Here is a 17,712-nt window from a genome sequence, read left to right as displayed (position 1 = left end):
GACAAGTCACCATGGGGTCTGACCCGGCGGGTCAGACCCCAACGCGGGCTACTTGCCCTGGCGGTGCTCCACCGCGTAGACGGCGGCCTGCACGCGGCTGTTCAGGTTGAGTTTTTTCAGCACGTTCTGCACGTGGATCTTGACCGTGCTTTCGGCCAGGTCCAGGGTGCGCGCGATGCCCTTGTTGCTCTCGCCGCGCGACAGGCAGTCGATGATCTCCTTTTCGCGAGGCGTGAGCTTGTCCAGCTCCGACACGGGCTCCTCGCGCCGCGTGCCCGCCTGCAACTGCGCCACCAGCTTGCCCGTCATGGCCTCGGCGATGACGACTTCGCCGGCGGCCGCACGGCGGATGGCGCGCACCAGGTAGTCGGCGTCGATATTCTTGATCAGGTAGCCGCAGGCGCCCGCACGCAGGGCCGTCGCCAGGTCATCTGCATCTTCCGAGACGGTCAGCATGACGATGGCCGTGTCGGGGCAGTCGTGCTGCATCAGTTGCAGCGCTTCGACGCCGGACATGCCGGCCATGTTCAGGTCCAGCAGCACCACGTCGGGCTGCAGCTGGATGGCGCGCTTGATGCCTTCCACGCCATCGGCGGCCTCGCCCACGACGGAAAACTCCGTGTGGCGCTGCAGCAGCGAGCGTATGCCGCTGCGGAACAACGCATGGTCGTCCACCAGCATGACGGTGATCGGTTTATCGGGTGTCTCCATTTTTTTTGTACTTTCAGATAGTGGCTTAGGCGGAGCGCCGCTGCTCGCGCGACAGATGCAGTTCGACGGTCGTGCCGCCGCCCGGGCAGGCATGCACGTCGAACGTGGCCTCGATGCGCTGCGCGCGTTCGCGCATGATGTGGATGCCGACGTGGCTGTCGCCTTTTTCCAGCACGGCCGCGGCCTCGAAGCCGACGCCGTTGTCGCTGATCGTCAGGGTAAAGTCCTGGTCATCGGCCAGGCGCACCTCGACGTGGCTCGCCTGGGCGTGCTTGCGGATGTTCGACAGCGCTTCCTGCACGATGAATAATAGCTGCAATTGCTGCTCGCGGGGGAATGGCGCGCCATCCACGTCGGCCAGCAACTCCGCGTCGATGCCCGTCTGGCGGCGGAATTTGTCGAGCGCCGCGCGCAGGGAGCCGATCAGGTCGTCCTCCATCAGGCGGCTGCGGAAATTCGCCAGCAGCTCGCGCACGTCTTCATAGCTTTCCTTCACGCCCGCGTGCAGGGCCGGCACGATGCCCGCCACCTCGTCGAAACGGGCGTTGCGCACGGAATCGTCGAGCATCTGCACCTGCAGGTTGAGGAAGTTGAGACTTTGCGCGATGCTGTCGTGCAGGCCCTGCGCCACCAGGTTGCGCTCTTCGGAGACGGCCATTTCGCGTTCGCGCGCGGCCAGGCGCAGGTTTTCCAGCGCGATGCCCAGCAGCTGGCCCAGGGTTTCCAGCAAGGCCAGCTCGCGCGCGGAAAACACGCGGGCCAGGCGGAAATGCAGGTTAAAAAAGCCCAGGTGCTGTTCGTGCGCGTGGATCTGGAACACGGAGACCGTCGCAAAGCCCTCGCGGTGGCAGCGCAGCTCGTGCGCCCTGTCGATGCGGCGCATGTCGTGCACCTTCGCCACCTTCATTTCGACGGCCGTGCCGCACAGGCAGTCGCCCACCTTCAGGCAGTGCTCGGACGCCACCAGTTCCTCGGACAGGCCCGTATGCACCACCATGTGCAGGTTGCCCCGCTCGGCGTCGAGCACGCGCACGGTGGAGCCGTCGGCCGCGAAATAATCGACGATGCGCTGCATGAAGCCGCCGCAGATGTCCTCCAGGGGCTGCGGGCGCTGCAAAAAGGCCGCGCTTTCATACAGCAGCGCCAGTTCGCGGTTGCGGTATTCGAGCGTGGCCGTCTTGCTGCGCACGCCCTCTTCCAGGTTGCCGTACAGGGCCTGCAGGCGGTCGGCCATCTGATTGAAGCCGCTGGCCAGCTGGCCGAATTCATCATTGCTCTCGACAGCCAGGCGCACGCTGAAATCGCGCTCCTTCATGCGCTGCATGCCCAGGCGCAGCCGCGTGACCGGTTCGATGATGAGCATGAACATCAGGTAAATCATGCTGACCGTGCCGATGACGGCCATGCCGACGAGGATCAGCTGCGAGGCGCGCAGCCAGAAGGTGCGCTGTTCGCTATCGTGCTCGATCAGGCGCACCAGCTGGTCCACCTGGCCGGCGAAGGCATCGGCGTCATGCCCGAACTGTCGCGCCTTGGATGTGGAATCGGCGGCCAGCGCGGCCGGGCGCAGGGAAGCGCGCCAGGCCTGGCCGATGCGTTCGAATTCCGCCTTGATGGCGGCGCTGGGGGGCAGGAACAGGGGCCGCTGCGGGTCGCCATGGGCGATCTTTGCCAGGGTCTCGTCGATCAGCAGCACCTGGCGCTGCGCCTGCTGGGAGGCGTCGCTGGCGATCAGCAAGGTCAAACGATAGGTCTGCATGCGCAGCCGGCCCGTCTCGTTGATGGCCGCCGAACTGCCTTCGAGCTGCCAGGACAAAAACAGGGTGCAGCCGATGGCGCTCAGGGCCAGCACCAGCATGAGCAGCAGCGCGCCGACGATCTTGGTCGACAGCTTCTGCCAGGAGGAAAACATCGCCTTCAATTTCATACCGCCCTTGAGTGTAAATACAAAACTGCCTCAGCCGCCCGTCTGCGCCATGAATCTCACGATTTTATCGGGCTGCGTATTGAAATCATGCTGCTGCGGCTTCAGCTCGATGGCGGCGCGGATCGCCGCCTCGATCTGCGCATCCGTGGCCCCGCCGCGTAGCATGGGTCCAAGGGCGAATTGTTCTTCCTGCCCCAGGCACAAATACAGCGTACCGTCGACGGACAGGCGCACGCGGTTACAGGTGGCGCAAAAATGCTGCGACATGGGCGTAATAAAACCGATGCTGGCGCACCCCTCCGGCGTGGCCAGGTAGCGCGCCGGCCCGCCACCCAGCTCCATCGCCTGCGGCACCAGGCCGAAACGGGCCGCCAGGCGCTCGCGCACGGGCCCCAGCGGCATGTAGCTGGCATTGCGGCCCGTGCTGCCCATGGGCATGGCTTCGATCAGGCGCAAAATAAACTGCTGCTCGATGCAGAAGGCCGCCATGGCCTCGATCTGGCCGTCATTGACGCCGCGCATGGCCACCATGTTGATCTTGATCGGGTCAAAACCGGCCGCCTTGCCCGCCATCAGGCCGTCCAAAATAGGCTGCAGGCTGTCGCGCCCCGTGATCTGCTGCATGCAGGCGCGGTCGAGCGAATCGAGGCTGACATTGATGCGGTCCACGCCCGCCGCGCGCAAGGCCACGGCGTGCTTGCCCAGCTGCGTGGCATTGGTCGACAGCGACAGGTCATCCAGACCGGGCAGCGCCGACAGCCTTTGCGCCAGCTCCGGCAGATTGCGCCGCAACAGCGGTTCGCCGCCCGTCAGGCGCACGCGGCGCGTGCCGAGCCGCACGAAGATGCCCAGCAGGCGCTCGATCTCGTCGAACGTCAGCCAGTCCTTCGGTTCCTCGAAGCCGCGAAATCCCTTGGGCAGGCAATAACTGCAACGCAAGTCGCATCGGTCGGTAACGGACAGCCGCACATAATCGATCGAACGGCCAAAACGGTCCTGCAACTTGACGCTACCCATGACGCTACTCCTGATTCTTCCTTGATTGTAAAGGCTGGGGCACGATCTGGCTGTGCCCCAGAAGGCCTAGCGGCCTACGCCTTCCGGTCTATTGCACTAATGGACTGGCTGTGCCTTCGAGCTCGATGCCGGCGATGTCGGCCCGCCCCACCAGCAAGTGCAGGTACTGGTGCACGGCGCGCTGCCACGCTGCCCGCGCCAGGCGGTCGGCGATCTGCGCCTGCACGGCTTCGTAGGCGATGGCCTGGCCTTCGACCCGGCGCTGCACCTGCACGATGTGGTAGCCGAAGCGCGTTTCCAGCAAATGGCCTGCCAGCGCACCCGCCTCCAGGCGGAACACGAGCGCATCGAATTCCGGCACGCTCTGGCCCGGCGACAGCTGGCCCAGGCTACCGCCCAGCGCGCCCGACGGACAGTTCGAATACTGCGCCGCCAGTTTGCCGAAGCGTTCCGGCGCCAGTTTGAGGGCGTCGAGCACGGCTTGCGCCGTCGTGCACAGCAGCTCCAGGGGGGCTTCCGGCGTCACCTGGAACAGGATGTGGCGCGCCTCGACCAGCGCGCCGCTGCGAAACAGCTGCGGGCGCTGCGCATAAAAGGTGCGGCAAGCCGCATCATCGGCCGGCGGCACGCGCACTTCCTGCGCCAACAGCGCCTCGATGCGGTCATCCTCGCCGGCGCCCGGCACGCCGAGGCGCTGGGCCTCGTCCAGCAGCAGCCGGCGCAGCACCAGTTCATGCACGGCCTGTTTCAGCGGATTGCCGGCACCGTCGTGATGCGGCAATTCCTGCGCGATGTCGGCATCGTCGATATCGATGCCATTGACGGAAATTCCCATGATGTGACTCCTCTTTTAACGGCGGCGCACCAGTTGCCAGGTGCGGCCCAGATAGCCGATGGCGCCAAAGCCGCTCCACACGTGCACCAGGCGGGTGAACGGGAAGATGACGAACAGCGACATGCCCATGAACAGGTGCAGCTTGAAGACCAGCGGCGCGTCGACGATGAAGCTGGCCGCATCGGCGCGGAAAGTGACGATGTGCTGCGCCCAGGTCATCAGCAAGACCATCATGTGGCCATCCATGTGCGAGGCCGAGACGAAGATCGAGGACAGGCCCAGCAGCAGGGTCAGCAAGATCCACAGCATTACCAGCTTGTCGCCGGCCGTGGTGACGGCGCGCAGGCGGGCATTGCCGAAGCGGCGCGCCAGCAGGATCAGGATGCCGGCCAGGCACAGGCCGCCCATCACGCCGCCGGCCGCCATGGCCACGCCCTGCTTCAGGCTGTGCGACACGCCCAGGGTATCCCACACCCAGACGGGGGTGAGCAAGCCGGCCGCGTGGCCGAACAGCAGGCCGATGATGCCGATGTGAAACAGAATATTGCCCAAGCGCAAGCTACCACGGTGCAGCAGCTGGCTGGAATCGGACTTCCACGTATATTGCTCGCGGTCGAAACGGATCAGGCTGCCCAGCAAAAAGATGGCCAGCGCGATGTACGGGTAGATGCCGTAGACGAATTGATGCAGATAGTGATTCATGATGTACTCTCCTCATGCGGGCGCGGTGGGCCATTCAGGCGGCGCGCCGCGGCTGCGGGTGAAAATGCACGGGATGGACGCCGCCCACGACCTGGCCCTGGCCTTGGCCCATACTTTGGCGCAGCAGCGGCTCGACGCCGTCCGCGCCGGGACCGAAGGTTTCCAGCGCTTCATCCATGTCGCGGATGGGCGGCTCGGCCAGGGTTTCCGCCGCCACGGGACTCAGGCGTTCGAGCACCGTGAAGACGGGCGCATACGGGCTGCCATTGGCCGCCAGCTTGCGGCCGATGTGTGCGAGCACGTGAACGGCGTCGCCCAGCAGCGGCGCCGAGACTTCCTCGTCGAGCTGCGCCAAAAACTCCAGGAACAGGGGCACGAAGTCGGGCAAGTCGTCGCCCACCATTTGCAGGCCGTGGCGCTTGTATTCCTCCATCAGGTCGACCATGGCCTGGCCCCGATCGCGCGATTCGCCGTGGATATGCTCGAACAAATGCAGCGAGTGCGAGGGGTTGCGATCAAAAGTAGCCACGTACTGCTGCTGCAGGTCGATCAGGCTGCTGCTTCCCAGGTGCGCCAGCAAGGGCTGCAGCAGCGCATGCTGCTCCGGTACGGCCGCCAGTGCGGCCTCCAGTTGCGGCAGGTGCGCGATCAGCTCGGGCTCCGGATACAGCAGCAGGCGAGAGAGGATTTGATAGTGATGCATGGCGTTGTTCATATCGGTTCCTTAAGCGCCTGGCGCCGTTTTGCGCGACTTCGGCATCTGCATGAAGATGGCCGAACCGTGCTTTTTCTTGCCGAACAAGGTAGGCTCGCTGACCCCGTCCGAGCAGCCGTTGCCGAAGCTGAAGCCGCACGAACCCTTCTCGTTGAAGCTGTCCTCCGCCATTTCCTTGTGGCTGCTGGGGATGACGAAGCGGTCTTCGTAGTTGGCAATCGCCATGATGTGGTACATGTCCTCCACCTGCGCCTGGGTCAATCCCACTTGCTTGAGGACCGTCAGGTTTTCCACCTTCTCCACCGTCTTGCTGCGCATGTAGGCGCGCATGGCCAGCATGCGGTCCAGGGCCGAGACGATGGGCGGCTGGTCGCCGGCCGTCAGCAGATTGGCCAGGTACTGCACGGGAATGCGCAGGCTTTGGGTGTCGGGCAGCATGCCGTTCACGCCCAGCTTGCCCGATTCGGCGGCCGCCTGGATAGGCGACAGCGGCGGCACGTACCACACCATCGGCAAGGTGCGGTATTCGGGATGCAGCGGGAACGCCACTTTCCACTCGACGGCCATCTTGTAGACGGGGGATTTCACGGCAGCATCGAGCCACAGGTCCGGGATGCCCTGGCGGCGGGCCTCGGCGATGATGGCCGGGTCGTGCGGATCGAGGAACAGGTCGAGCTGCGCCTGGTACAGGTCCTGCTCCTGCGGCACGGAGGCGGCGGCCTCGATCCTGTCGGCGTCGTACAGCAGCACGCCCAGGTAGCGGATGCGGCCCACGCACGTTTCCGAGCACACGGTAGGCTGGCCCGCCTCGATGCGGGGGAAGCAGAAGGTGCACTTTTCCGCCTTGCCGGACGACCAGTTGTAGTAAATCTTCTTGTACGGGCAACCGGAGATGCACATGCGCCAGCCGCGGCACTTGTCCTGGTCGATCAGCACGATGCCGTCGTCTTCGCGCTTGTACACGGAGCCGGACGGGCAGGACGCCACGCACGTCGGATTGAGGCAATGCTCGCACAGGCGCGGCAAGTACATCATGAAGGTGTTTTCGAAGGTGCCGTACATCTCCTTCTGCATGTTGTCGAACAGCTTGTCCTTGCTGCGCTGGGCAAATTCGCCGCCCAGGTCATCTTCCCAATTCGGGCCCCACTCGATCTTCTCCATCTTTTTCCCCGTCAGCACGGAGATGGGACGGGCCGTCGGCGGCGTCTGCGACAGCGGTGCGCTTTGCAGGTGCTCGTAGTCGTAGGTGAACGGCTCGTAGTACTCGTCGATGGCGGGCAGGTTCGGGTTGGCGAAGATATTGGCCAGGATTTTCAGGCGGCTGCCCTGGCGCGGCTCGATCTTGCCCGCGTCCGTGCGGCGCCAGCCGCCATTCCACTTGTCCTGGTTTTCCCACTGCTTCGGGTAGCCGATGCCCGGTTTCGTCTCCACGTTGTTGAACCACGCGTATTCGACGCCATCGCGGCTGGTCCACACGTTCTTGCAGGTGACGGAACAGGTGTGGCAGCCGATGCACTTGTCCAGGTTCAGCACCATGCCGATTTGCGCTCTGATTTTCATACCATGCTCCCGTCTTCTGTTTCCAATGGCCCTTCGAGCCAGTCAACCTTGTTCATCTTGCGCACCAATACGAATTCATCGCGGTTGGAGCCCACCGTGCCGTAGTAATTGAAGCCGTAGGCCAGCTGGGCGTAGCCGCCTATCATGTGCGTCGGCTTGGGCACGGCGCGCGTCACCGAGTTGTGGATGCCGCCCCGCTTGCCCGTCATCTCCGCGCCAGGCACGTTGATGATCTTTTCCTGGGCGTGGTACATCATCGTCATGCCGGCCGGGATGCGCTGGCTGACGATGGCGCGCGCCGTCAGGGTGCCGTTCACGTTGAACACTTCGATCCAGTCGTTGTCGACGATACCGGCCGCCTGCGCGTCCGTCTCCGACAGCCACACGTGCGGTCCGCCGCGCGACAGGGTCAGCATGCGCAGGTTGTCCGAATACGTGGAGTGGATGCCCCACTTCTGGTGCGGCGTCAAAAAGTTCAGCGCCAGTTCCTTGTTGCCGTTCGGCTTGGTGCCCAGCAGCGCCTGCGTCGTCTTGGTGTTGATGGCCGGCTTGTACACGCACAAGCCTTCGCCAAAGTCGCGCATCCACAGGTGATCCTGGTAGAACTGCTGGCGGCCCGTCAGGGTGCGCCACGGGATCAGTTCATGCACATTGGTATAGCCGGCCGTGTAGCTGACTTCCTCGCTTTCCAGGCCCGACCACGTAGGCGATGAAATGATCTTGCGCGGCTGCGCCTGCACGTCGCGGAAGCGGATGCTGTCATGCTCGCGCGGCAGCGCCAGGTGGGTGTGGTCGCGGCCCGTGATGGCCGACAGCGCGGCCCAGGCTTTCACGGCCACGTGGCCATTCGTTTCCGGCGCCAGCGACAAAATCATCTCGGCCGCATCGATGGCCGTATCGAGGCGCGGCTGGCCCTGCGACACGCCTTCATCTTGCACCGTGCGGTTGATGCCGCGCAGTACGTCCACTTCATGGCCCGTCTTCCAGGAAATGCCCTTGCCGCCGTTGCCGATGGATTCCAGCAGCGGGCCGATCGAGGTGAATTTCTTGTAGACGTCGCGGTAATTGCGCTCCACCACCGTCATGTTCGGCATGGTCTTGCCGGGAATCGCCTCGCATTCACCGGCGCGCCAATCCTTGGGATCGAAAGGCTGGCCCAGCTCACCCGGGGTGTCGTGCATCAGCGGGGTGAGGATGATGTCTTGCTGGGTGCCCAGCAGCTCGCCGCCGATTTCCGAGAATTTCTCGGCCAGCCCCTTGTAGATTTCCCAGTCCGACTTCGATTGCCACAGGGGCTGCACGGCTTCGGACAGCGGGTGGATGAACGGGTGCATGTCCGACGTGTTCAAGTCGTCTTTTTCATACCAGGTGGCCGTCGGCAGCACCACGTCGCCGTACAAACACGTGGTCGACATGCGGAAGTCCAGCACCACCAGCAGATCGAGCTTGCCTTCGGCGGCCGGGCGCACTTTCACCTGCTTCGGCGTGATGCAGTCGTCTTCGTCGCTGAGCAAGCCGTTCTGCGTGCCGAGCAGGTATTTCAGGAAGTACTCGTGGCCCTTGCCCGAGCTGCCCAGGATATTCGAGCGCCAGACGAACATATTGCGCGGGAAGTTGGCCGGGTTGTCCGGGTCGTCGCACGAGAACTGCAGCTGACCCGCCTTGATCTGGTCGAGCGCATACGCGGCCGGCGCCTGCCCAGCCGCCTTGGCGGCCCTGGCCACTTCCAGCGGATTGGTCTGCAGCTGCGGCGCCGATGGCAGCCAGCCCATGCGCTCGGCCTTGGCGTTGTAGTCGAGCAGGGTCAGCTCGCCCGTGCCGCCGGCCGCCGATGGCGAGGCGATGTCGCCCGTTTCCAGCTTTTCGTGGCGCCACTGGCTCGTGTGGGCATAGAAGAACGAGGTGCCGTTCATCTGGCGCATGGGGCGTACCCAGTCCTGGGCGAAGGCCAAGGGCGTCCAGCCCGTCTGCGGACGCAGCTTTTCCTGGCCCACGTAATGGGCCCAGCCGCCACCCGACTGGCCGATACAGCCGCACATCATCAGCATGTTGATGATGCCGCGGTACGTCATGTCCATGTGGTACCAGTGATTCAGGCCGGCGCCCACGATGACCATGCTCTTGCCGCGCGTCTGGTCCGCGTTTTGCGCGAACTGGCGCGCCACGGTGATGACGTCGGCGCGTTTCACGCCCGTGTGCTTCTCTTGCCACGCGGGGGTGTAGGGCACGTCGTCGTCATAGCTCTCGGCCACGTTCTCGCCACCGAGGCCACGGTCGATGCCGTAGTTGGCCAGGGTCAGGTCGAACACGGTGGTGACGAGGCCCGTCGTGCCGTCGGCCAGGCGGATGGTTTTCACCGGCACCTTGCGCAGCAACATGTCGGCCGCGTCCTTGCCGCCGAAGTAGGCAAAACCCACTTCCGTGACGGCGTCGCTGTCGTTGATCATGGAGAGCATCGGCACGATGGGCGCGCCGCTGCCGCCCGCCTTCTGTTCCAGGTTCCACTTGCCCGACTCGCCCCAGCGAAAGCCGATGGAGCCGGCCGGCGCGGTGATGGCGCCCGTGGTTTCGTCGATGACCAGGGTTTTCCATTCCGGATTGTTGGTTTCGTCGAGGTTGTTGTCCAGGTGCGAGGCGCGCAGGAAGTAATCGGGCACCAGGGTGCCGTTATGCTCCTTGAGCAGGACCAGCATGGGGAAGTCCGTGTACTGGCGCGCATAGTCGCGGAAGTAGGCGCTCTGCCCTTCCGAATGGAATTCCTTGAGGATGACATGGCCCATGGCCAGCGCCAGCGCGGCGTCCGTGCCCTGCTTCGGGGCCAGCCAGATGTCGCCGAACTTCACCATTTCGCCGTAGTCGGGCGAGATGGCCACGGTTTTCGTGCCCTTGTAGCGCACTTCCGTGTAGAAGTGGGCATCGGGCGTGCGCGTCATCGGCACGTTCGAACCCCACACCATCAGATAGGTCGAGTTGTACCAGTCGGCCGATTCCGGCACGTCCGTCTGCTCGCCCCACACTTGCGGGCTGGCCGGCGGCAAGTCGCAGTACCAGTCGTAGAAGCTCAGGGCCACGCCGCCGATCAGCGACAGGTAGCGCGTGCCGGAAGCGTAGCTGACCATGGACATGGCGGGAATCGGCGAGAAGCCGACGATGCGGTCCGGGCCGTATTTCTTGATCGTCAGCGCGTTCGCGGCGGCGATGATTTCATTCGATTCTTCCCACGTGGCGCGCACGAAGCCGCCCAGGCCGCGGATGGATTTGTATTGCTGCGAGCGCACGGGGTCCTGGCTGATCCAGTCCCAGGCCGTGACGGGGTCCATGGTCTTGCGCGCTTCGCGCCACATTTCCATCAGCCGGCCGCGCACCATCGGGTATTTCACGCGCTGGGCCGAATACACGTACCAGGAATAGCTGGCGCCGCGCGGGCAGCCGCGCGGCTCGTGGTTGGGCAGGTCGGGCCGCGTGCGCGGATAATCGGTTTGCTGGGTTTCCCAGGTGATCAGGCCATTCTTGACATACACCTTCCAGCTGCACGAGCCGGTGCAGTTCACGCCATGCGTGGAACGCACGATCTTGTCGTGCTGCCAGCGCTGGCGGTAGGCGTTTTCCCAGGTGCGGTCTTCATCGACGACGCTGCCATGGCCGTTCGAGAACGGTTCTGCGCTCTTGCTAAAAAATTTAAGACGGTCCAGAAAGTGACTCATGCTACCTCCACATTGCGCCGCAGGAGCGGCGCCAGGTCATAAAAACGCTGCAAGCCGGATGGCCTACGCGTCGATACAAGCAGTCTATCGACGCACCGTGCGCGACGGTATTGGCAAGAAGTCGGTTTCCGGCACCAGGAATGCATAGGCGCGTAGTCACCCGGATAGTCACTATTGCCTATGGGCGGCAAGGCGGCGCTGCGGTATACCTGTCGTCATCGTTCAACACAGAGAAAGAGCATCATGCCAATTACCGATTACGCCAGCCTGCTGCGCAGCGCCCGCCACCAGGAGCAGCCGCAACGCCTGCTGTTTACCTTTACCCAGGCGCAGGCCCAGCCCGGCGGCCAGGGCCGCTCGCTGACGCCCGTGATGTGCGCCGACAAGCTGCCCGATGAACTGGGCAGCTTTGAGGCGCTGGAGGAGGAATCGAAACAGATGCAGACGCACTGGGACGTGGTCTTCGTGGCGGGACTGGCGGGTCGCGAGGGCCAGCCGCCCGCCCCGGAGGATTGCGAAGCCCCCCTGCGCGCCATGGTGGCGGCCATCGAGCAAGGCCGCATAGATACATTGCTGGCGTTTGACCGCAGCGGGGATTTACTGCGTTTTAGCTGAATCCGGCCATGGGCGCTCATGCAAATGACGCGCCCGCTCGATCGGGCAGACCAGCGGCAAAAACTGCTGCTGGCGCGCCGAATACGCCATCAGCGCCCCGCTGTCGATATCAAAATACCATCCGTGCAATTTCAATACGCCCTGCTCCACCCGGCGCTTGAGCCACGGGTAGGTCAGCAGGTTGTCCAGCGACTGCAGGATGCTGGCCAGTTCGCACGCGTGGTGCTGTTCCTCCGACGAGCGGTGCGCCAGCTCGCGCCGCACGCGCTGCGCCACCGGTTCGGCGATGCGCATCCACGGTCCCACGAAGTCCGTTTCCTGCTCGTCGGAGCGCGGCTGCGGCTGCAGCAGCGCGCATGTCCGAGCACGATGACCCTGGCCACTTCCAGCTTGCAGACGGCAAACTCAATGGCCGAACTGACGCCGGGCGGCGCGTCGGGCGTGCACGGCGGCACCAGGTTGGCGATATTACGCACGACAAACATGTCGCCCGGGTCGCTGCCCGTCAACAGCATCGGGTCGACCCGCGAATCGCAGCAGCCGATCAGCAAGGTCGACGGTCGCTGCCCGTCGCGCAGGCTGTCGTACAAGGTTTGCGGCTCGCTGAAATACTGCTGCTGAAACAGGCTGAAGCCGTTGACGAATTTTTCCAGTTCTTCCATGACTACCTCTGATACTGTAAACAACGCCTGACAAGTGCGACCTGCCAGGCGTTTTGCTCAATTAGCAAGGCATGGGCGCGTTTTTGCGCGCATAGCACCACCAGGTAATCGCGATGCAGCTGACATAAAAGCCGATGAAGCACCACAGGGCCGCGTCGGGGCTGCCCGTCAGCGAAATCGAGGTGCCATAGCTTTTCGGGATGAAGAAGGCGCCGTAGGCCGCCACGGCCGACGTGAAGCCCAGGACGGCCGCGCCTTCCTTGTTGGCGTCGACGATGGCTTGTTCCTGCGCCGCCTTGCCCTTGCCGGCCGCCGCGCGCTGGTGCTCCGTCAAAAAGATCACGGGGATCATGCGGAAGGTCGACGCATTGCCGATGCCCGTGCCGGCGAACAGCAGCATGAACATCCAGAAGAAGCCGTTGAAGCTTCCACCCACGCCGGCCTGCGGCATGAAGTACAGCACGCCCAGCACGGCGCCTATCATCATGAGGAAGGACCACAGGGTGACGCGGGCGCCGCCCAGTTTATCGGAAATCACGCCGCCGGCCACCCTCGCCAGGGCGCCGACCAACGGTCCCAGGAAGGCGTAATCGAGCGGGTTCACGTCGGGGAACTGGATCTTGATCAGCAGGGGGAACGCGGCCGAATAACCGATGAAGGAGCCGAAGGTGCCCGTGTACAGCCAGCACATGAGCCAGTTGTGCTTGCGCTTGAAGATCACGGCCTGTTCGGAAAACGAGGCCTTGGCCGAGGCCAGATCATTCATGCCGAACCAGGCCAGCAAAGTGGACAGTGCGATGAACGGCACCCAGATGAAGCCTGCGTTTTGCAGCCACATCTCCTTGCTCACGCCATTCTTGACCCAGGTGAGCGAATCGCCGCCCCAGGCGCCGAAGACGGCGAACGTGATCACCAGCGGCACGACGAACTGCACCACCGACACGCCCAGGTTGCCCAGGCCAGCGTTCATGCCCAGCGCGAAGCCCTTGCTGGCCTTCGGATAGAAAAAGCTGATGTTGGCCATCGACGAGGCGAAATTGCCGCCGCCGAAACCGCACAGCAGGGCCAGGATCAGCATGGTCGGGTAGCCCGTGTTCACGTCCTGCACGGCCAGGCCGATGCCGATGGCGGGGATCAGCAAGGACCCCGTGGAAATGGCCGTCCAACGCCGGCCGCCGAAGATCGGCACCATGAACGAATAGAAGATGCGCAAGGTGGCGCCGGACAGGCCCGGCAAGGCCGTCAGCCAGAACAGCTGGTTGTTACTGTAGGTGAAACCGATGTTGGGCAGGTTGACCACCACCACGCTCCACACCATCCACACGGCAAACGCCAGCAGCAGCGCGGGAATCGAGATCCACAGATTGCGCGCGGCCGTGGCCTTGCCCGTGCTTTGCCAGAAACCGGGAGTCTCAGGCTCCCACGTATTGATCATATAGCGGCTCATTGGTTTGCTCACAGCGGTGCTCCTGCAGGTTGAGGGATAGTTGCCGCGCGCAGCGGCTTGAACGAGAAATGCATCCAGACGAGGGAAACGCAGACGGTGCCGTACAGGAGCATGAAGGAGCTCGAACGCACGCCCGTCAAATCCACCAGGGCGCCGAACATCACGGGCAGGATGAAGCCGCCCAGGCCGCCGGCCAGGCCCACCACGCCCGAGACGGCGCCGATGTTGTCGGAAAAATCATCGCCGATGAACTTGAAGACGGACGCCTTGCCCACGGCCATGGCGATGCCGACGATGAACAGCAGCACGGTAAACCACAGCGGCGACAGGCCGATATGGAAGGCCAGCGGCCCCGTGACGGTTTCCACCACCATCTGCGTTTGCGGATACGACAGCAGGAAGAAGCACACCCAGCACACCCACATCACGGCCCACGTCACCTTGGCCGCGCCGTATTTGTCCGAGATCCAGCCGCCCAGCGCGCGCAGCACGCCGCCCGGCAGCGAGAAGCAGGCGGCCAGAAGCGCCGCGTGCTTCAAATCGAAGCCGTATTCGGCCACGTAGTACTTCGTCATCCACAGGGCCAACGCCACATAGCCGCCAAACACCACCGAGTAGTACTGGCAGTAGCGCCACACGCGCGGGTCCTTCAGCACCTTCATCTGCTCGGTAAAACTTTCGCCCGATGGCGCCAGGTGCGATTTGTCCGTGTACGAAAACAGCCAGAAGAGGATGGCCGTGGCCAGCATGGCTACCGCATACACCTTGGGCAGCATCTGCCAGCCGAAGGCGGCGACGATGCCCGGCGCGACGAACTTGGTCAGCGCGGAACCGGAATTGCCCGCGCCGAAAATGCCCATGGCCAGGCCGCGGCGCTCCTTCTCGTACCAGCGCGCCACGTAGGGCGTGCCGACGGAAAACGAGCCGCCCGCCAGGCCGACGAACATGCCCAGCAAGAGGAAATGCCAATAGGCGGTGGCGTAGGCGATCAGGTAGATGGGCACGACGCTGGCCAGCATCAGCAGGAAAAACACGCGGCGTCCGCCGTATTTGTCCGTCCAGATGCCCAGCGGCACGCGCACGAGGGAGCCCGTCAGCACGGGCATGGCGGCCAGCAGGCCGAATTGCGTTTCGCTCAAGCCCAGGCTGGTCTTGATGGGGATGCCCAGTACGGCAAACATCATCCAGACTGCAAAGCAGATGGTAAATGCGAAGGTACTGCTGATTAATACGGACGCCTGCTTGCGCCGCCTGCCCCCTTCACCTGCCGTGTTGTTACTGTTGTTCTTAGTGCTATCTAGGGTAGCCACGATGTTTCTCCATGAATGCACTGGCCGTCTGGCCAGCCGTCCCGACCAGCTTACGTGGCAGCGGCGCAAGGCACTATCGGCCACAGGGTGATTCCGGGAAGGCAATCTGGATAGCCGCATCGGCAAAAGTGACTAGATACGGGAGCGTGAAACTAGCCTGGATGGCGGGTGTTTTACAAACCAGCGCGTTTTTGGCACACTCGGCGCCTGGAGAAAAGGAGCGACATGCAGAACGGGCACGACAGGCACAATACCGACCCGATCATCACGCGCGTGACCCAAGCTGGCGACGTGGAAGCCATGCTGGCTTGCGACGCCTATGCCCAGGCGCACCCGGAGCGTGGCGACGCCGTGCGCACCGCCGTCGGCAAGGGTTTATGCCAGGTGGCCACCCGCGCCGGCCATGTGGGCGGCTATGCGCTCCTGCACGACGACTTATTCTTGCCTTAGCTGCATCTCGTCCCGACGGCGTATGGCGCAGGACGCCAAAGGCGGCTATGCTGGCGCCACCGTCAATCAACGCCACCACATCACGCATGGATTATCTGAGCCTCAAGCATTTCCACATGGGCTGCGCCGCCGCCAGCGGCTGTCTTTTCCTGTTGCGCGGCGCCTGGATGCTGCGCGCCTCGCCCGCACTGCAGCAGCGCTGGGTAAAGATCCTACCGCACCTGGTCGACACGGCCCTGCTGGCCAGCGCCATCGCCCTGGCCGTATGGAGCGGCCAGTCGCCGGGCAGCCAGCCTTGGCTGGCCGCCAAGCTGGTCGCGCTGCTGGCCTACATCGTGCTGGGCACCATCGCCCTGAAACGGGGCAAGACGCCGGCCGTGCGCGGCGCCGCGTTCGCGGGTGCCGTGCTGGTCTTCGCCTACATCGTCGCCGTGGCCGTCACCAAGCAGGCCTGGCCGCTGTGATGCGTCAAAAGAGCTAGCGCAGGGCGCTGCCCTGTTTCGAGTGGCTCGATACGGAACTGGCGCAGCGCGCCGTGGAAGAAAGCGGCCATGAGCTGATCCAGATCGACGGCAACGGCACCGACGAAATGGATGCGCCTGTGGTGTACCGGCGCGATACAAACGACATCATCCACGCGGCTGCATTGATGGGCGTGACGATAGGCCGGCCGCTCACTTATTATCGCGGCATCGAAGCGATGGCGGACAGGCGGCCGGGCCAAGAACCAAGGCCTATTGCATCGGCAAGGTATTTACATCGACGGCAGGCGCCTGCCCCGTCGCGGGCCGCGTGAAGTTCTGGCCGGTTTGCACGTAGTCGGCGAAGAAGCCCCCGTTATGCAGGTAAAACTTGCCGTTTTCCAGGCCGCCCGCGTAGTCCATGCGCTGCGCGTTGGTGGCCGTGGCGTCGCCCGTGAACCTCCCGGCCGTCACTTCCGACCACGTGCCAGACACATTGCGCGCCCACTGGTTGCCGAACTGCACGCGGCGTTCCGTGTAGCCCCTGGTGTCGATGAAGTTCTCGAGGAAGGAATGCACGCCCGTCAGATAGGTACTGATGGCCGGGCGCTTCCACGTGGCGATGTAGCGCCACTTGCCCGTCTCCGGCGCGAAGAACCAGGCGGAATAGTCGCTGCCGCCGTTGCCGTCCGGCCGCGCGCGCGTGATGAAGCGGTAGGTGGCGCCGGCCGCCCAGTTGTACGACAAATAGGTCTGGCCGCCCGTGCCTTCGCCGCCGAATGCGTTGTCGACCACGCCGGCGCCCTTGCTCACCAGGGTGGTCTTCGCGCCATTGTCCGCGTCCCACACGGAGAACAATATCCAGCGCTCGCTGGCCGATTTCACCTGGATGCCCATGTAGCCCTGGCCGAAGCCATTGGCCATGAAGTAGGAGCCGATGGCGTCCTGGCCCTGGGGTATCGTCATCTCGTTATAAAAATACTCGGTATTGGCCGGCACCGTGTAGCCCATGTGCACGGACGGGCCGCGCCGCGACCAGTAGTAATTGGCCGGGTCGCTGGCGTAGTTGAGCGTGGCGTTCGACGTCACCTTCAGCGCCGAGACGTCGCCAAAATAGCCGCCCGCCTTGCTCACGCCGCGCAAGTCCACCTTCACATAGCCTGGCGCGGCCACATTGACCGTGCCCACGGCATACGTCTTGCTGGCCGTGCCCGCCAGGGCCACGTCGAAAGGCTGGCCGTCGACCGTCACGCGCACCACGCTGCTGGTGCTGCCGGCCAGCCGGGCGTCGAGCGCCACCGTCACGGGGCCGGCCGCGCCGACGCGGAAATACGCGCTCGTCACCGTGTTCGGGCTGGTCCAGTTGGCCAGGCCATTGTCATTGATGACTTCCTGCGCGCTGGCGTCGGCGCTGGTGATGAAGGCATTGCCTGCCAGGGCCACGGTGGCCGGCGTGCCCGCCACGGTGGCCAGGCCGGTTTCGGCCTTGATCACGCTGGCGCCGGCACTGCTGCCGCCGCCGCTGCCGCAAGCGGCCAGCAGCAGCGGTGCGCTGGAAAGGACTGCGTAGAGTACTGCACTTCTGTGTTTCATCGA

At 64.1% G+C, this 17,712-nt stretch carries 14 protein-coding genes and 1 pseudogene; 3 read left to right on the top strand and 12 right to left on the bottom strand.

Annotated elements, in window-relative coordinates; translation table 11 throughout:
- Positions 1–48 precede the first annotated feature (48 nt).
- The 8 genes from AC07VL_RS10705 to AC07VL_RS10670 all read right to left on the bottom strand — a co-directional run bounded on the left by AC07VL_RS10705 (position 49) and on the right by AC07VL_RS10670 (position 11,171).
- Positions 49–711 carry a response regulator gene (locus AC07VL_RS10705; RefSeq protein WP_494805810.1) on the bottom strand — a complete coding sequence of 221 codons (663 nt, stop codon included), beginning with the start codon at positions 709–711 and terminating at the stop codon, positions 49–51.
- Between the two features lie 25 nt (positions 712–736).
- On the bottom strand, positions 737–2,638 hold the full coding sequence (locus AC07VL_RS10700; protein ID WP_494805809.1) for a type IV pili methyl-accepting chemotaxis transducer N-terminal domain-containing protein: 1,902 nt from the start codon (positions 2,636–2,638) through the stop codon (positions 737–739).
- A 30-nt stretch (positions 2,639–2,668) separates the two neighbouring features.
- Positions 2,669–3,655 carry a GTP 3',8-cyclase MoaA gene (moaA, locus tag AC07VL_RS10695; protein ID WP_494805808.1) on the bottom strand — a complete coding sequence of 329 codons (987 nt, stop codon included), beginning with the start codon at positions 3,653–3,655 and terminating at the stop codon, positions 2,669–2,671.
- Positions 3,656–3,743: 88 nt separating this feature from the next.
- A complete protein-coding gene (locus AC07VL_RS10690; protein ID WP_494805807.1) occupies positions 3,744–4,490 on the bottom strand; it encodes a peptidylprolyl isomerase in 747 nt (248 codons plus the stop codon).
- A 15-nt stretch (positions 4,491–4,505) separates the two neighbouring features.
- Positions 4,506–5,192, bottom strand: coding sequence for a respiratory nitrate reductase subunit gamma (narI, locus tag AC07VL_RS10685; protein ID WP_494805806.1), 687 nt, complete (start codon positions 5,190–5,192; stop codon positions 4,506–4,508).
- A 34-nt stretch (positions 5,193–5,226) separates the two neighbouring features.
- The gene (narJ, locus tag AC07VL_RS10680; RefSeq protein ID WP_494805805.1) at positions 5,227–5,907 is read right to left on the bottom strand and encodes a nitrate reductase molybdenum cofactor assembly chaperone; all 681 of its coding nucleotides are present in this window, start codon (positions 5,905–5,907) and stop codon (positions 5,227–5,229) included.
- Positions 5,908–5,916: 9 nt separating this feature from the next.
- Positions 5,917–7,467: a nitrate reductase subunit beta gene (gene narH, locus AC07VL_RS10675; RefSeq protein WP_494805804.1), complete on the bottom strand. Its 1,551-nt coding sequence runs from the start codon at positions 7,465–7,467 to the stop codon at positions 5,917–5,919.
- Positions 7,464–11,171, bottom strand: coding sequence for a nitrate reductase subunit alpha (locus AC07VL_RS10670; protein WP_494805803.1), 3,708 nt, complete (start codon positions 11,169–11,171; stop codon positions 7,464–7,466). The genes narH and AC07VL_RS10670 overlap by 4 nt, the downstream gene beginning before the upstream one ends.
- Before the next feature lie 243 nt (positions 11,172–11,414).
- Between AC07VL_RS10670 and AC07VL_RS10665 the strand changes: the two genes are divergently transcribed.
- Positions 11,415–11,786 (top strand): ribonucleotide reductase subunit alpha, encoded by a 372-nt coding sequence (locus tag AC07VL_RS10665; protein ID WP_494805802.1) that lies wholly within the window; start codon positions 11,415–11,417, stop codon positions 11,784–11,786.
- On the opposite strand, the pseudogene AC07VL_RS10660 reads toward AC07VL_RS10665, so the two are convergent.
- The 3 genes and pseudogenes from AC07VL_RS10660 to AC07VL_RS10650 form a co-directional block, all read right to left on the bottom strand.
- Positions 11,769–12,448, bottom strand: a pseudogene (locus tag AC07VL_RS10660) (carbonic anhydrase). The gene AC07VL_RS10665 and the pseudogene AC07VL_RS10660 sit on opposite strands and share 18 nt — an antisense overlap.
- 61 nt (positions 12,449–12,509) lie before the next feature.
- A complete protein-coding gene (locus AC07VL_RS10655; protein ID WP_494805801.1) occupies positions 12,510–13,895 on the bottom strand; it encodes a NarK family nitrate/nitrite MFS transporter in 1,386 nt (461 codons plus the stop codon).
- An 8-nt stretch (positions 13,896–13,903) separates the two neighbouring features.
- The gene (locus AC07VL_RS10650) at positions 13,904–15,208 is read right to left on the bottom strand and encodes an MFS transporter (protein ID WP_494805860.1); all 1,305 of its coding nucleotides are present in this window, start codon (positions 15,206–15,208) and stop codon (positions 13,904–13,906) included.
- Positions 15,209–15,430: 222 nt separating this feature from the next.
- Between AC07VL_RS10650 and AC07VL_RS10645 the strand changes: the two genes are divergently transcribed.
- Both AC07VL_RS10645 and AC07VL_RS10640 read left to right on the top strand, forming a co-directional pair.
- Positions 15,431–15,655 (top strand): hypothetical protein, encoded by a 225-nt coding sequence (locus AC07VL_RS10645; protein ID WP_494805800.1) that lies wholly within the window; start codon positions 15,431–15,433, stop codon positions 15,653–15,655.
- 86 nt (positions 15,656–15,741) lie between these two features.
- The gene (locus AC07VL_RS10640) at positions 15,742–16,119 is read left to right on the top strand and encodes a SirB2 family protein (RefSeq protein ID WP_494805799.1); all 378 of its coding nucleotides are present in this window, start codon (positions 15,742–15,744) and stop codon (positions 16,117–16,119) included.
- A gap of 270 nt (positions 16,120–16,389) precedes the next feature.
- Here AC07VL_RS10640 and AC07VL_RS10635 read toward each other — a convergent pair whose 3' ends face one another.
- Positions 16,390–17,709, bottom strand: a complete 1,320-nt coding sequence (locus AC07VL_RS10635; RefSeq protein ID WP_494805798.1) for a DUF3472 domain-containing protein — start codon at positions 17,707–17,709, stop codon at positions 16,390–16,392.
- Positions 17,710–17,712: the final 3 nt, after the last annotated feature.

Source organism: Janthinobacterium sp. GW821-FHT03C08, assembly GCF_059420905.1.
The sequence above is the reverse complement of the archived record's forward strand: the minus strand, read 5'-3'. Positions and strand labels throughout refer to the sequence as shown.